The organism is Sphingomonas aliaeris, assembly GCF_016743815.1.
Lineage (GTDB): Bacteria > Pseudomonadota > Alphaproteobacteria > Sphingomonadales > Sphingomonadaceae > Sphingomonas > Sphingomonas aliaeris.
This window is the reverse complement of sequence record NZ_CP061035.1, coordinates 3,821,371-3,834,455: the sequence shown is the minus strand read 5'-3', so window position 1 is coordinate 3,834,455 and position 13,085 is coordinate 3,821,371. Positions and strand designations below refer to the sequence as shown.

Genomic DNA, 13,085 nt, shown 5'->3' with positions numbered 1-13,085 from the left:
TGCTGACTATTCCGGGATTTGCTGGCTGATGCAGTGGAAGCTGCCGCCGCCGGTCAGGATGTGATCGGCATGCAGCCCGATCGCCTGTCGGTCGGGGAACAGTGCCTGGATCGCCGCGACCGCCGCCGCATCGTTGGGAGCCCCATATTGCGGCACGACCACGGTCGCATTGCCGATATAGAAATTCATATAGCTGGCCGGCACGATCTCCTCGTCGCGCAATACGCGCCCGGGCGACGGGATCGTCACGATCTCCAGATCGTCGTGCAGCGCCGCGTCCCGCGCGGCATGCTGATAGACCAGCCAGTTGGGGTCGTTCTCCGCCGCCTGCGGGATCGCCAGCTTGCCCGGTCCGACGAACCGCGCGAGATTGTCGACATGCCCGTCCGTATGATCGTGCATCAGCCCCTCGCCGAGCCAGATCACGCTGGTGAACCCCAGATCAGACAGCAACCTCGCCTCGATATCCGTTTTGGACAGGCCGGGATTGCGATTGTGGTTCAGCAGGCATTGTTCGGTCGTCGCGACGCGACCCGTGCCGTCGCCGTCGATCGCGCCGCCTTCCAGGATCCAGTCGCACGATTCGGCGTGGATGTGCCGCCGCGCCGCCAGTCGCTGGCCGATATCGTCATCGCCGGGTAGATCGTATTTACCGCCCCAGCCGTTGAAGCGGAAATCGCGCGCCGTACCGTCGTTCAGCACGATCGCCGCGGTATCGCGTAGCCAAATGTCGCCGAACGGCTCGATCACGACATCGGCGATACCCTTCGCCATCGTGCGCGCGGCACTACCCGCTTCCTCGTCCGCGGCTACCAGAATGACGCGTTCGCCGCGCCCGTCGGCATGCACGGCGCGGGCGAACGCCACGACTTCCTCTCGCGCCGGCGCCAGATCCTCGACCCACAGATCCGGATGGCTGGGAAAGCCGATCCACACCGCCTTGTGCCGCGCCCACTCCGCTGGCTGTACGACATGCTTCATCATCTTATTTCGATCCTGCCCGGCTGGCGTCGCGCACCTTGCGGAATTCGGCGGATGGATACCAGTTCGGCCATGTGTCGCTTTCTGCCAGTCCGTGGCCAAGCGCGTAATAGATGTTCAGGTCAGACACCGCACCATCCCATTTCCACGCGGCATCATATTCGTCCTGCGGCTTGTGATAGCGATTGACGACATAATCCTCGGTCGCGGCCTTGCCGGCGGCGGTCCCGCCGACGACCAGATCCTCGCCGCTTTCGCCGTACAGCATCGGCACGCCCAGCTTGGCGAAGCTGAAATGATCCGACCGATAATAGGAGCCGCGTTCCGGATTGGCCTCCAGCGTGATCACACGCCCTTCGGCGGCGACCAGCGGCTTGACCAGATCCTCCAGCTCGGACTTGCCCGCGCCGACCAGCACGAAATCCTTCGCCTTTCCGATCACGTTCAGACCGTCCATATTGACCCCGCCGACCGTCTTGTTGAGCGGATAGACCGGGTTCTCGGCGTAGAATTTCGATCCCAGCAGCCCCGATTCCTCCGCCGTCACTGCCAGAAACACCTGACTGCGCCTGGCGGGGCCAGCCTTCACACTCGCTTCGGCCAGCGCGACCAGCCCGGCGATGCCCGTAGCATTGTCGACCGCGCCGTTGCAGATATCGTCGCCATTAACCGCATCGCAGCGGCCCAGATGATCCCAATGACCGGAATACATCACCACCTCGTCAGGCTTTGTCGTGCCCGGCAAGATGCCCACGACGTTCTTCGACGCCTGACGTCGGATCGTATTGGTGAACGAAACCGAGGCCTTCACGCCCAGCGGGACCGCCTTGAAGCCCTTGATCGATGCCGCCCTGGCCAGTTCGGCGAAGTTCTTGCCCGCGCTCGCGAACACGGCCTCCGCAATAGGTTTCTGCATCCATCCGATTGCCTGTGATTGGTCCATATGGTCGCCCGGCGTATCCTGTTCCAGTTGCGGCCCGGTCCAGCTTGATTGCACGACGCCCCAGCCATACGCGGCCGGTTCGGTATCGTGGACGATGATCGCCGCCGCCGCGCCGTGCCGCGCCGCTTCCTCGAACTTGTACGTCCAGCGCCCGTAATAGGTCATCGCACGCCCGCCGAACGGGCCGTCCAGGGTCATCGTTCGCCAGTCGGGATCGTTGATCAGGATGACGACCGTCTTTCCCTTCACATCGACTCCCGCATAATCATTCCAGCCACGCTCAGGCGCGTCGATCCCGTACCCGACGAACACCATGTCGCTGTTCTTGATCGCGACGTTCGGCGTCACGCGGTACGTCGCGATGACCAGATCCTTGCGATATTCCGCTGTCACCGGCGCCTTTCCCCCGCTGACGGTCAGCGGAGTCACGTTGCTGGCCGTGATCTCGACCAGCGGCACATCCTGGAACCAATTGCCCTTGTTGCCGGGCTTCAGCCCCGCCTGCTTGAAGCGTTCGACGATATAGGCAGCCGTCTTGTCCTCCGCAGGCGTAGCGGGCGCACGTCCTTCATAAGCGTCGGACGACAATGTCTGCGTCACTGTCTTCAGCGTTTCGATTGAAATGGCCGGCTTGGGCGCATCTTTTGCGGAAACGACAGTGATGCCCGACGACGAAGCCGCAGCCGCAGCCAAAAGCAGGACGATAGTTTTGCGCATGAAGAACTCCGGATGGTCGGGATCGACCGGGTTTGGCAGTGCCAAACGGTCCGCGCAAGACGCGGAGGCGCTATTGCACCGGACCGAGGCTGCTCTATCGTTTGTCGTTCGTTAAACGGGGGTCATCATGTTGCAATCTAGGGGTATCTTGCGCGCACTTCTTACCGGAGGAGCAATGGTCCTGACCGCGCCGGCGGGGGCGGCGCCGGATTTGGTTTTCGACGCCGCCGCCGCTTTCGGCGCGCGTGAAGGCATCTCTCAGATGAGCCTGTCGCCGGACGGCACACACGTCGCGATGATCACGCCGCTGAAGGGCAGGGGGGCGATGTTGATGATCGCGGATCTGGTAAAAGGCGGAAAGCCGACGCCGATCCTGAGTTCGAGCGGGGAACCCGACCGGCTGACCGAGTGTCGTTGGTCCAAGAACGATCGCCTGATCTGCAGCATCTAATTTATCGACCGCGGTGCGCAGACCCTGGCCTTTACCCGATCGGTGTCGATTAGCAGCGATGGTCGGGATCAGCGTCAGCTGAGCGCGCGTACCAACGCTCGCTCGCTGGGCGTCGCACAGGACGGCGGTACCGTCATCGACTGGCTACCGGACGATCCAGCCGGCCAGGTTCTGATGACACGCGACTTCATCCCCGAATCCTCGCTAGGTACTCATATCAGCAGTTCGGCCGAAGGGCTGGGCGTCGAGATGGTCGATCCTGCCGGGACACAGCGCCGTACCGTCGTATCCCCCCGGCCTTCGGCGGTGGAGTATCTGACTGACGGACATGGCACCGTTCGAATGATGGGCCTGCAACCACGCGATTCTGCGGGATATGCCGGTCCCGCGATCAACTACCTCTATCGTCTGCGATCGAGCAACGATTGGAAACCGTTCGGTACGCTGAACATAGGCGGCGACGCCACTATCGGGTTCAACCCTTATGCGGTCGATCGCGATCTCGATATCGCATACGGTTTCGACCGGCTGGATGGTAGAAAAGCGCTATACAGCGTTGCACTGGACGGCAGCCTGAAGCGGCAACTGGTGTTTGCCCGGCCTGATGTAGATGTTTCGGGGCTGATCCGTTTGGGGCGGCAGAACCGCGTTGTCGGCGCGTCGTTCGTCACAGACCGGCGCCAAGCGGAATTCTTCGATCCGGTTCTGCAGAAGTTGCGCATCTCGCTTGGCAAAGCTCTGCCGGGGCAACCGCTCGTGACCTTTATCGACGCCAGCGCGGACGAGAACACTCTGCTGCTGTTTGCGGGCAGCGACACCAACGCTGGACGCTATTACGTCTATCACAAGTCGAATCGCCAGCTCGAGGAAGTCGTATCGGCGCGGCCGCAACTTAATTCGGTTGCCTTGTCGCCGGTGAAAGCGATCACATTCCCTGCGGCCGATGGAACGATGATTCCGGCCTATCTGACACTGCCGCCGGGCAGCGATGGAAAGAACATCCCGGCCATCGTCATGCCGCACGGCGGACCGGGCGCGCGTGACGAGTGGGGCTTCGATTGGCTGTCGCAATTCTTCGCCAATCGCGGTTATGCCGTGCTCCAGCCGAATTACCGCGGCTCGACCGGATATGGCGATGCGTGGTACCAGAAGAACGGCTTTCAATCGTGGCGGACAGCGATTGACGACGTGAACGATGCCGGACGGTGGCTCATGTCGCAAGGCATCGCTGCACAGGGTAAGCTGGGGATCGTCGGCTGGTCTTACGGCGGATATGCCGCGCTGCAATCGTCCGTGCTTGATCCGGACCTCTTCAAGGCGATCGTGGCGATCGCCCCCGTAACCGATCTCGAAATGCTGCGCACAGAGGCGAGCGGCTATAGCAATTACAGGCTGGTCGACACGTTCATCGGCAAGGGACCCCATGTCGTTCAGGGATCACCGGCACGCAATGCGGCGCGGATCAAGGCGCCGGTATTGATGTTCCACGGCAATCTTGACCGCAATGTCGGCGTCGCGGAATCTCGCTACATGGCAGGCAGGTTGAAGGACGCAGGGCGAACCGTGGAATATGTCGAGTTCAAAGGACTTGATCATTATCTGGAGGATGACGGTGCCCGAACCGAGATGCTCGGCAAGTCCGACGCGTTCCTGCGTAAATCGCTAGGGCTATGAACGAGAAAGGGCGGCCCGTTGCCGGACCGCCCTCCTCATATCGTAACCGTGTCGATGCCGACCGGTCGATCCTCCCGCAGGGTTAGCGCGAGTAGAATTCGACGACCAGGTTCGGTTCCATCTTCACCGGGTAGGGCACTTCGTCCAGCGTCGGAACACGGGTGAACGTGACCTTGGCATTGCCGTCCGGCGCAACGTAATCGGGGATTTCGCGCTCGGCGAGGCTCTGCGCTTCCATCACCAGCGTCATTTCCTTGGCCTTGCTGCCCAACGTGATTTCCATGCCGGGGAAGCAACGACGCGATGCGATGTTGCACTTTACGCCGTTGACGCGGATGTGTCCGTGCGAGACGAGCTGGCGTGCTGCGAACACCGTCGGGGCGAACTTCGCGCGGTACACGATCATGTCCAGGCGCTGTTCGAGCAGGCCGATCAGGTTCTGACCGGTGTCACCCTTCATGCGGGCGGCTTCGGTGTAGCAGGCGCGGAACTGCTTCTCGGTCACGTCGCCATAATAGCCCTTGAGCTTCTGCTTGGCGCGCAATTGGATACCGAAATCGCTGACCTTGCCCTTGCGGCGCTGACCGTGCTGACCGGGGCCGTATTCGCGCTTGTTTACTGGGGACTTCGGACGACCCCAGATATTCTCGCCCATACGGCGATCGAGCTTGTGCTTTGCGCTGGAACGCTTCGACATGTAAATTACCTTTGCAATTGCCAATAACAGGACCGGCTTCGCGTGTGACGGCTAGGCTGATCGATACCCGGTCATCGCTCTGTCCGATCAAAGATCGGAATCAGGGCCGCCGCTTCACCGGGGTGCGGAGCCATTTGCGAATGGCGGGCGGTTAGCCGCACCACCGGCAGGAGTCAAGCTCGGGAGTCTCAAGCTGGACAGAGCCGAAGTGCTGCGACAAAGGCTTGGATATGAGCGATACGATCCTCCCCGCCCGCGACTGCACCACAATGGCGGAGGTTCGCGCCGGCGTGGATCAGGTCGACCGCGACATCGTTGCCCTGCTGGTCCAGCGATTCGCCTATATGGACGCCGCCGCGCGCATCAAGCCGGAGCGTGCCGCGGTTCGCGACGAGGTGCGCAAGGCCCAAGTCATCGCCAACGCCCGAACTGCTGCCGAGATGGCTGGATTGCCCGGCGCGGTCATCGCGGACCTGTGGGACGATCTGGTCGAAGCCTCCATTGCTTACGAAATGGCCGCGTTCGATCGGCGTTAAGTCGGCGGGTCTTTCGGCCCCTTCTTCCCCGACAAAGCACTCAGCATGCCGCGAAACGTCCGCACCTCCTGGCTCGACCAGCCCGGCTTGGTCAATAATGTGCGTAACGTCCGCTTCGTCACCGGGGTGCGCGCCGGGGGATAGAAGAAGTGCGCCGCCTCGAGCATCGCGTCCAACTGTCCGATCATTCCTTCCAATTCCTCGTGAGGAGCGGGAAGCGGCAGGTCGGTCTCCGGCGGCGAGGCAAGTTCGATACCTTTCGACCATTCGTATGCGACCAGGATCACCGCCTGCGCCAGGTTCAACGACCCGAATTCGGCGTTGATCGGAACGGTGATGATCTCGCGAGCCAGCGCCACGTCATCAGTCTCGAGGCCCGAACGCTCCGGACCGAAAAGGATCGCGGTTCGTCCTGCGGATGCGTGGATCGCACGCCCCGCCTGTTCCGGCGTCACGACCGGCTTGGTCACGCCGCGCTTGCGGACCGTGGTCGCATAGACATGCGTGCAGTCGGCAACCGCATCCGCCACGCTGTTATATACGCGCGCCTGTTCCAGCACGATATCCGCGCCACTTGCGGCCGGCCCGGCAGAGGGATTCGGCCAGCCGTCGCGCGGGGTGACAAGCCGCATCTCAGTCAGCCCGAAATTGAGCATCGCGCGTGCCGCTTTGCCGATATTCTCACCCAGTTGCGGGCGGACGAGCACGATAACCGGGAGTGGCGCGCTAGAGGCCGGTACGTCGCTCAATTCTTGCCCGCTTCGGTCACGCTGCCGGCGAATTCCTCGAAATCGCGAGCTTCACGGAAGTCCTTATAGACGCTGGCAAAGCGTATATAGGCGACCGAATCCATGCCTTTCAGCCCTTCCATCACCAGTTCGCCGATGCGTTTGGAGGGAATTTCGTTTTCGCCCTGCGTCTCCAGTTGGCGCTGGATGCTGGAAACGAGCTTTTCCAGCCGCAGCGCATCGATCGGCCGTTTGCGTGCTGCGATCGATACGGATCTCAGCAGTTTCTCGCGGTCGAACGGCTCGCGCTTGTCTTCGCTCTTCAGCACGTACAGGTCGCGCAACTGTATTCGCTCGAACGTGGTGAACCGTGCCGCGCACCCCTCACACTGGCGACGGCGCCGGATCGCGGCACCGTCATCTGTGGGGCGGGAATCCTTTACCTGGCTGTCTTCATGTCCGCAAAATGGGCAGCGCATTCAAACCTTCTTCTTTGCCTTGAGATAGGCGTATCCAGCCCCGGCCGCCGCGCCGATGATCGGGCCAACGAACGGCACCGGGATCGCCACGACGGCGCCGAGTGCTGCCCATTTCGCCATGCTCTTGCCCAGCGGCTTGTCGATGTTGGTGTTCGAATCGGTCATGTCAAAGTCCTTCGGGATAGATCGGGAACCGAGCGCACATGGCGGCAACTCGTTCCTTCACCTCCGCCTCGACCTGCGGATCGCCGGCTTCGCCCTTCTGACGCAGCCCTTCGAGCACATCGGCGACCATGTGGCCGATGTCGCGGAATTCCGCCGGGCCGAAACCGCGCGTCGTGCCTGCGGGCGATCCGACGCGGATGCCGCTGGTCTTGGTCGGCGGCAGCGGATCGTTGGGAATGCCATTCTTGTTGCAGGTAATGCCGGCGCGTTCCAGCGCCTCGTCCGCATCCTTGCCCGTCACGCCCAGCGGGGTCAGGTCGATCAGCGCAAGATGCGTGTCGGTGCCGCCCGAAACGACTTCCGCCCCGCGCTCCTTGAGCGTCGCGGCCAGCACTTTTGCATTCTCGACCACGGCGGCAATGTAGCTTTTGTAATCGGGCTGCAACGCCTCGCCGAACGCGACTGCCTTCGCTGCAATCACGTGCATCAGCGGCCCGCCCTGCAGGCCCGGGAACACCGCGCTGTTGATCTTCTTGGCGATCGCCTCGTCATTGGTCAGCACCATGCCGCCGCGTGGGCCGCGCAGCGTCTTGTGCGTCGTCGTCGTCACGACATGCGCGTACGGCAGCGGCGAGGGGTGATGGCCCGCCGCGACGATCCCGGCGAAATGCGCCATATCGACCATGAAATAAGCGCCGGCCTCGTCCGCGATCTCGCGGAATTTCGCGAAATCGATCTGGCGCGGATAGGCGGATCCGCCGGCGATGATCAGCTTCGGCTTATGCTCCAGTGCCAAAGCGCGAACCTGTTCGAAATCGATCAGGTGCGTAACCGGATCGACGCCATATTGCACCGCGTTGAACCACTTGCCCGACATCGCCGCGCGTGCGCCGTGCGTAAGATGTCCGCCGGCATCGAGGCTGAGGCCGAGGATCGTCTCGCCCGGCTTGACCAAGGCCAGCATCACCGCGCCGTTCGCCTGTGCGCCCGAATGAGGCTGCACGTTGGCGAAACCGCAGCCGAACAACTCGCAGGCGCGCGAGATCGCGAGCGCCTCCACCTCGTCGGACGGCGCGCAGCCCTGATAGTAGCGCTTGCCCGGATAGCCCTCTGCATATTTGTTGGTGAAGACGGACCCTTGCGCCTGCAACACCGCCTTGGAGACGATATTCTCCGACGCGATCAGTTCGATCTGCGTCTGCTCGCGCTTCAGTTCGTGCGCGACGCCGGCGAAGATCGCGGGATCGGCCTCGGCCAGGCTACGGGTGAAGAATCCGTCCGGCTGGACGTCGTTCAAAGTCTGCGGGTTGGTGCTCATGCTGGAAGCTCCTCGAACTGCGGATGGCTCAATTTATCGACGCGCGCCGAATGGCGGCCGCCGGCAAAATCGGTGGTCAGAAAAGCGGTGATGCAGACCTTCGCCATGTCCTCGCCGGTCAGGCGGGCGCCCATCGCGATGACGTTGGCATCGTTATGCTCGCGCGCAAGCGCCGCGGACAACGGCTCGCCCACCAGCGCGCAACGGATCGCGGGGTTGCGGTTGACCGCGATCGAGATACCGATGCCCGACCCGCACAAGGCAACGCCGCGATCGGCGTCCCCTGCCGCTACGGTATTCGCAAGCCGGTATCCGAAATCGGGGTAGTCGACGCGGTCCGTGCTGTCGGGGCCAAGATCGACGATGTCATGCCCCTGCCCCGCCAGCCAAGCTGCGAGAACCGCCTTCAAATTGAAAGCGGCGTGATCGGATGCGATGGCGATGCGCATGCTCGGCGGTGTCTCCTTGGGGCAGCCCGGCGTGTGCCGCGGCTCTTACGCAAAGCGCGCTGATAACGCTACCTTGGAATTGCCAAGTCGGTCACCGGCGCGCTTGGCACTCGATCCTGCCGAAGATCCAGCGATTGCCGTTCGCCGTAAGGCATTGTAGCAAGACGATCTGTGACGAGCTCGCAATCAGCTGAACCGATCGGAACCATTACCGATCCGGAACGGGCGGCCGCCGCGGCGCGTGCCTACCTGACGGAAATGCTCGTCAAGACCGGAGATGAGGATCGTCAGGCTTTTCGCGAACTGTACTTACTTACGTCTGCGAAACTATTTGGCATCACCTTCCGTATCTGCGGTGAACGACAAGCGGCGGAAGATGTGTTGCACGACGTATATCTGACGATCTGGAAGCGTGCGGGAGCCTACGAACCCTCGCGTGCAAGCCCGATCACGTGGCTCGCCACGATCGCGCGCAACCGCGCGATCGACTGGCAGCGCGCGCAGAAGATACGCCGCGCCAGCCCGATCGAGGGCGTGCCCGACATTGCGGACCGGGCACCGATCGCGAGCGAAACGATCGAGACCGATCAGGAAGCACGCCGGCTGCATGTCTGCCTCGACGGTCTCGAGGCACGGCAGCGGGACGCGATCCGTACGGCATTCTTCGACGGCGCGACCTATGCCGATCTCGCCGAACGCCAGAACGTGCCGCTGGGCACGATGAAAAGCTGGGTACGGCGCGGCCTCCTCAAATTGAAGGAGTGTCTCGGCGTATGAGCGACGATATGCTCCCGCCCGTCGCCGGCGCGCGCGAATCCGAAGGGCCTGATCCAGACATGGCGGCCGCCGAACTGGCGCTCGGCCTGATCGAGGGGGATGAACGTGCGCAGGCATTGCGGCGCGTGCTCGCCGATCCGGGATTCGCGCAGTCGGTCGAGGCATGGCGGACGCGATTGGCGCAATTGTTCGATCTCTGGCCGGAAATGACCCCGTCCGGCGGCGTGTTCGCGCGGATCGAGCGGTCGATCGATTCTCCCACTGCGCCTGCGCTCGAACCGGTGCGCCGGACAGGGCTGCTGTGGCCCGGCATCGCCGCGATCGCCAGCTTGATCGCGGCGAGCCTGTTGCTCGTCGTGCTGTTGCGCCCGGCACCGACTGCGCCCGATCCGCGTACCACGCCGTCCGCGCCGGTGATCGCCGCCCTGCCCGCGAAAATGCTCGTCGCTGCGATCTTCCCGGACACGACCGCCGTTCCGGACGCGTCGAGTGCTCCTGTGACTGCAGTCTACGATCCAACGACCGGCGGCCTGCGCCTGACGGAAGCCGCGCTTGCCGATGCGAAGCAGAGCGCTGAACTGTGGATCATCGGGGCCGACGCCACGCCCCGGTCGCTTGGGCTACTGAGCGGCAAGGGGGCAACGACGCTGACGGTCAATCGGGCTCACCGCGCGCTACTGGCCGCTGGCGCGACTCTTGCTGTCTCGCTGGAGGCAGTCGGCGGATCGCCCACCGGCCTGCCGCAGGGCCCGGTCGTGGCCAAGGGAACGCTGTCGCAGGTCTGACCTGCATCCGGATCGGTCCTTCCCCCGTACCTGCCGCCAATCCGCAAGCTTGCGGATCAATAAGCAGGAGAGCCCCTATGATCCTCACCAAGAACAAGACGCTTCGCGCGTCGGTCCTCGCACTTGCAGTCGTTGCCGGTGGTTCGACGCTCGCCTTTGCCAAGGGCAACCCGATGGTCGGTGGCGCGGCAATGTATCCGACGAAGAACATCGTCGAGAATGCCGTCAATTCGAAGGATCACACGACGTTGGTCGCCGCGGTCAAGGCGGCCGGCCTGGTCGAGACGCTGTCGGGCCCCGGTCCTTTCACGGTGCTTGCTCCGACGAACGCCGCATTTGCGAAACTTCCGGCCGGCACGGTCGAGACGCTGGTGAAGCCGGAGAACAAGGCGACGCTGACGAATATTCTTACCTATCACGTCATCCCGGGCAAGATCAGCGCGGCGGCGATCAAGGCCAATGCGGCCAAGCATATGGGCAAGGCAACCTACACCACCGTCAATGGCGGCACGGTAACCTTCATGAAATCGGGCAAGGGCTGGGGCGTGATGGATGCCAAGGGCGGCATGGCCAAGATCACGATCGCAGACGTCAACCAGTCGAACGGCGTGATTCACGTCATCGATACGGTGCTGATGCCCTGAATAATGTCCCACGTCGTATGATCTGGAAAATTTACGCGGCGGGGTGCATCCGGAAGGGTGCAGCGCCCGTATCTTCGATTGCCACTCCCGCGGGAGAGGTGAGTAACGGGCACCCGCCCCTCTGCGGTGCCCAACTGTACGCGTAGCGTAACTCGGACCTGCCGACCCCCAATGTCGGCAGGTCCATTTCGTTGGAGGCCTGCCGCCGGTCAGACGACATCGCCGGTCACGTTACGTGACGCGCGGATCGCGCTGCGGCTTTGCGCAGTCCAGCTTTCCTTGCCGGTCAGGAAAGCGACCCAGCCGAGTAGCGCGCCCAGATGCCGAAACAGTTGGAACGTGAACGGTTCCAGGATCGCGGCGATCAGCGCCGGCCCCCACCGCAATCCTTCTTGCTGCCCGGTCCAGCGCGCATACAGGCGCAGCGATCCCAGATGGAAACTCAGATCGATCGCGATCTTCGTCAGCATGATCAGCAGAATCGGCAGTACGATGTGCAACCTTCCGCTCGCCAGCACGGCGATCAGGATCGCGAAGGCGGCGAGCCCGTAGATCGGCTGCACCGTGTCGAGCGCTTTGACCGGAAGCATCTGCGTGCCCAGCTGACCGAACCGGCGGTTTCCCACCATATCGCGGTTCCAGTATTGCGTCTGCAAGAACCCGCCGAACCAGCGGCGTCGCTGGCGAAGGAATTCGGGCAAGGTCGCCGGTGCGTCGGTCCGGGCGATCGCTCGCCCGATCACCCGGACGCGCCAATCAAGCGCCTCGTTCGCGGCATGGCGATGCAGGCGGTGGATTAATTCGTAATCCTCGACCATGCAATCGGGATCGAACCCGCCCACCGTCACCACTGCCTCGCGCCGGAACGCGGCAAATGCACCGGATATCAGCAACAGGCTGTGCTGCTGTTCCCAGGCATGGCGCGACAGGAAGTTACGGACATATTCATACGTCTGGAACCACTCGAACACCCGTCCCTGCCAGTCTGGGCCGCACATCGGGCGGATCACGCCGGTCGCGGCCACCAGCTCCGGTTCGGCGGCAAAGGCGGCACGCATCGCGGCGATCGCACCCGGTTCCAGCAACGTGTCCGCATCGACCGTCAGCATCACCTCGGCATCGATCTCCAGCATCGCCGCATTCAGCGCGCGCGCCTTTCCGCCATGCGGCAGCCGCAACCAGCGGAGCGAGGGCAGCACAGGGCTAGGCGGACTGATGGTCCCGAACGGCGGCGGCTCCAGGCCGTATCTTGCCGCAAAGACCTCCGGCGTCGCGTCGTCCGATCCGTCGTCGGCGATCAGGATCACGTCCGGTGCATCCTCCTGCGCGGCGAGCCGGTCGATCGTCACGTCGATCACCGTCGCCTCGTTGCGTGCCGCGACGATCACCGCGAATTGCGGCCGCGCGTCGCCGGCGGGGCGCACGACCGCGCCGTCGCGCAGCGGCCAGATGCGCCATGCGGTGAACACCAGCAACGCCGTGTCGTAGAGGATATAGGCGATCCCGACCGCCCAAACCGCAATCCCCTGACGCAGGAACGCCTGTGCGATCAGCGCGCCGAAGATCGCGAGCACGCCGACGCTGATCAAGCGGCTGGAAACTCCGACGATGCGCGGCTTCAGCCGGGGCGATTGCGCCGCGAAGGCACGGGCGAGCTTCTCGCCTGCCGGGGTCTGGATCATCGGAATGCGGCGCTTTCGGGAGGAAAGATGCTCCCCCTCTAGCGCTGCTTCGCGCATCC

The 13,085-nt window shown here is 63.2% G+C and carries 15 protein-coding genes; 6 read left to right on the top strand and 9 right to left on the bottom strand.

The window, feature by feature from the left end; genetic code table 11:
• Window positions 1-6 precede the first annotated feature (6 nt).
• Together H5J25_RS18230 and H5J25_RS18225 are read right to left on the bottom strand one after the other, a co-directional pair.
• Window positions 7-981 (bottom strand): agmatine deiminase family protein, encoded by a 975-nt coding sequence (locus H5J25_RS18230; protein WP_202096485.1) that lies wholly within the window; start codon window positions 979-981, stop codon window positions 7-9.
• Window positions 982-985: 4 nt separating this feature from the next.
• Window positions 986-2,641, bottom strand: coding sequence for a M28 family metallopeptidase (locus tag H5J25_RS18225; protein ID WP_202093531.1), 1,656 nt, complete (start codon window positions 2,639-2,641; stop codon window positions 986-988).
• Between the two features lie 148 nt (window positions 2,642-2,789).
• Here H5J25_RS18225 and H5J25_RS20955 point away from each other — a divergent pair, with 148 nt between their 5' ends.
• Window positions 2,790-3,092: a hypothetical protein gene (locus tag H5J25_RS20955; RefSeq protein WP_225883225.1), complete on the top strand. Its 303-nt coding sequence runs from the start codon at window positions 2,790-2,792 to the stop codon at window positions 3,090-3,092.
• A gap of 42 nt (window positions 3,093-3,134) precedes the next feature.
• Entirely contained in the window at window positions 3,135-4,766 is a 1,632-nt protein-coding gene (locus H5J25_RS18220; protein WP_225883224.1) for an alpha/beta hydrolase family protein, read from the top strand.
• Between the two features lie 82 nt (window positions 4,767-4,848).
• Here H5J25_RS18220 and rpsD read toward each other — a convergent pair whose 3' ends face one another.
• Window positions 4,849-5,463 carry a 30S ribosomal protein S4 gene (gene rpsD / locus H5J25_RS18215; protein WP_202093529.1) on the bottom strand — a complete coding sequence of 205 codons (615 nt, stop codon included), beginning with the start codon at window positions 5,461-5,463 and terminating at the stop codon, window positions 4,849-4,851.
• A gap of 230 nt (window positions 5,464-5,693) precedes the next feature.
• On the opposite strand from rpsD, the gene H5J25_RS18210 reads away from it, so the two are divergent.
• Window positions 5,694-5,999, top strand: coding sequence for a chorismate mutase (locus H5J25_RS18210; RefSeq protein WP_202093519.1), 306 nt, complete (start codon window positions 5,694-5,696; stop codon window positions 5,997-5,999).
• Here the strand turns inward: H5J25_RS18210 and H5J25_RS18205 are convergent.
• From H5J25_RS18205 to rpiB, 5 genes are read right to left on the bottom strand one after another with little or no spacing between them, the layout of a single operon-like run.
• The gene (locus tag H5J25_RS18205; protein ID WP_202093517.1) at window positions 5,996-6,748 is read right to left on the bottom strand and encodes an RNA methyltransferase; all 753 of its coding nucleotides are present in this window, start codon (window positions 6,746-6,748) and stop codon (window positions 5,996-5,998) included. The two genes, H5J25_RS18210 and H5J25_RS18205, sit on opposite strands and share 4 nt — an antisense overlap.
• Window positions 6,745-7,206 (bottom strand): transcriptional regulator NrdR, encoded by a 462-nt coding sequence (gene nrdR / locus H5J25_RS18200; RefSeq protein WP_202093515.1) that lies wholly within the window; start codon window positions 7,204-7,206, stop codon window positions 6,745-6,747. The genes H5J25_RS18205 and nrdR overlap by 4 nt, the downstream gene beginning before the upstream one ends.
• Window positions 7,207-7,371 carry a hypothetical protein gene (locus H5J25_RS18195; protein ID WP_202093512.1) on the bottom strand — a complete coding sequence of 55 codons (165 nt, stop codon included), beginning with the start codon at window positions 7,369-7,371 and terminating at the stop codon, window positions 7,207-7,209.
• A 1-nt stretch (window position 7,372) separates the two neighbouring features.
• Window positions 7,373-8,689, bottom strand: coding sequence for a serine hydroxymethyltransferase (gene glyA, locus H5J25_RS18190; protein ID WP_202093510.1), 1,317 nt, complete (start codon window positions 8,687-8,689; stop codon window positions 7,373-7,375).
• Window positions 8,686-9,138 (bottom strand): ribose 5-phosphate isomerase B, encoded by a 453-nt coding sequence (rpiB, locus tag H5J25_RS18185; protein WP_202093508.1) that lies wholly within the window; start codon window positions 9,136-9,138, stop codon window positions 8,686-8,688. The genes glyA and rpiB overlap by 4 nt, the downstream gene beginning before the upstream one ends.
• Window positions 9,139-9,396: 258 nt before the next feature.
• Here rpiB and H5J25_RS18180 point away from each other — a divergent pair, with 258 nt between their 5' ends.
• The 3 genes from H5J25_RS18180 to H5J25_RS18170 all read left to right on the top strand — a co-directional run bounded on the left by H5J25_RS18180 (window position 9,397) and on the right by H5J25_RS18170 (window position 11,344).
• The gene (locus H5J25_RS18180) at window positions 9,397-9,915 is read left to right on the top strand and encodes a sigma-70 family RNA polymerase sigma factor (protein WP_202096484.1); all 519 of its coding nucleotides are present in this window, start codon (window positions 9,397-9,399) and stop codon (window positions 9,913-9,915) included.
• A complete protein-coding gene (locus tag H5J25_RS18175) occupies window positions 9,912-10,700 on the top strand; it encodes an anti-sigma factor (RefSeq protein ID WP_225883223.1) in 789 nt (262 codons plus the stop codon). Before H5J25_RS18180 ends, H5J25_RS18175 begins: the two co-directional genes overlap by 4 nt.
• A gap of 77 nt (window positions 10,701-10,777) precedes the next feature.
• A complete protein-coding gene (locus tag H5J25_RS18170; protein WP_202093506.1) occupies window positions 10,778-11,344 on the top strand; it encodes a fasciclin domain-containing protein in 567 nt (188 codons plus the stop codon).
• Between the two features lie 209 nt (window positions 11,345-11,553).
• On the opposite strand, the gene H5J25_RS18165 is transcribed toward H5J25_RS18170, so the two are convergent.
• The gene (locus H5J25_RS18165; RefSeq protein ID WP_202093503.1) at window positions 11,554-13,026 is read right to left on the bottom strand and encodes a glycosyltransferase family 2 protein; all 1,473 of its coding nucleotides are present in this window, start codon (window positions 13,024-13,026) and stop codon (window positions 11,554-11,556) included.
• Window positions 13,027-13,085: the final 59 nt, after the last annotated feature.

Bases quoted from the DNA above. Each gene is read 5' to 3' on its own strand.
- H5J25_RS18210 (WP_202093519.1), top strand. From the start codon at position 5,694: ATGAGCGATACGATCCTCCCCGCCCGCGACTGCACCACAATGGCGGAG.
- H5J25_RS18170 (WP_202093506.1), top strand. From the start codon at position 10,778: ATGATCCTCACCAAGAACAAGACGCTTCGCGCGTCGGTCCTCGCACTT.
- glyA (WP_202093510.1), bottom strand. From the start codon at position 8,689: ATGAGCACCAACCCGCAGACTTTGAACGACGTCCAGCCGGACGGATTC.
- rpiB (WP_202093508.1), bottom strand. From the start codon at position 9,138: ATGCGCATCGCCATCGCATCCGATCACGCCGCTTTCAATTTGAAGGCG.
- H5J25_RS18175 (WP_225883223.1), top strand. From the start codon at position 9,912: ATGAGCGACGATATGCTCCCGCCCGTCGCCGGCGCGCGCGAATCCGAA.
- H5J25_RS18225 (WP_202093531.1), bottom strand. From the start codon at position 2,641: ATGCGCAAAACTATCGTCCTGCTTTTGGCTGCGGCTGCGGCTTCGTCG.
- H5J25_RS18180 (WP_202096484.1), top strand. From the start codon at position 9,397: ATGCTCGTCAAGACCGGAGATGAGGATCGTCAGGCTTTTCGCGAACTG.
- H5J25_RS18230 (WP_202096485.1), bottom strand. From the start codon at position 981: ATGAAGCATGTCGTACAGCCAGCGGAGTGGGCGCGGCACAAGGCGGTG.
- rpsD (WP_202093529.1), bottom strand. From the start codon at position 5,463: ATGTCGAAGCGTTCCAGCGCAAAGCACAAGCTCGATCGCCGTATGGGC.
- H5J25_RS18195 (WP_202093512.1), bottom strand. From the start codon at position 7,371: ATGACCGATTCGAACACCAACATCGACAAGCCGCTGGGCAAGAGCATG.
- H5J25_RS18165 (WP_202093503.1), bottom strand. From the start codon at position 13,026: ATGATCCAGACCCCGGCAGGCGAGAAGCTCGCCCGTGCCTTCGCGGCG.
- nrdR (WP_202093515.1), bottom strand. From the start codon at position 7,206: ATGCGCTGCCCATTTTGCGGACATGAAGACAGCCAGGTAAAGGATTCC.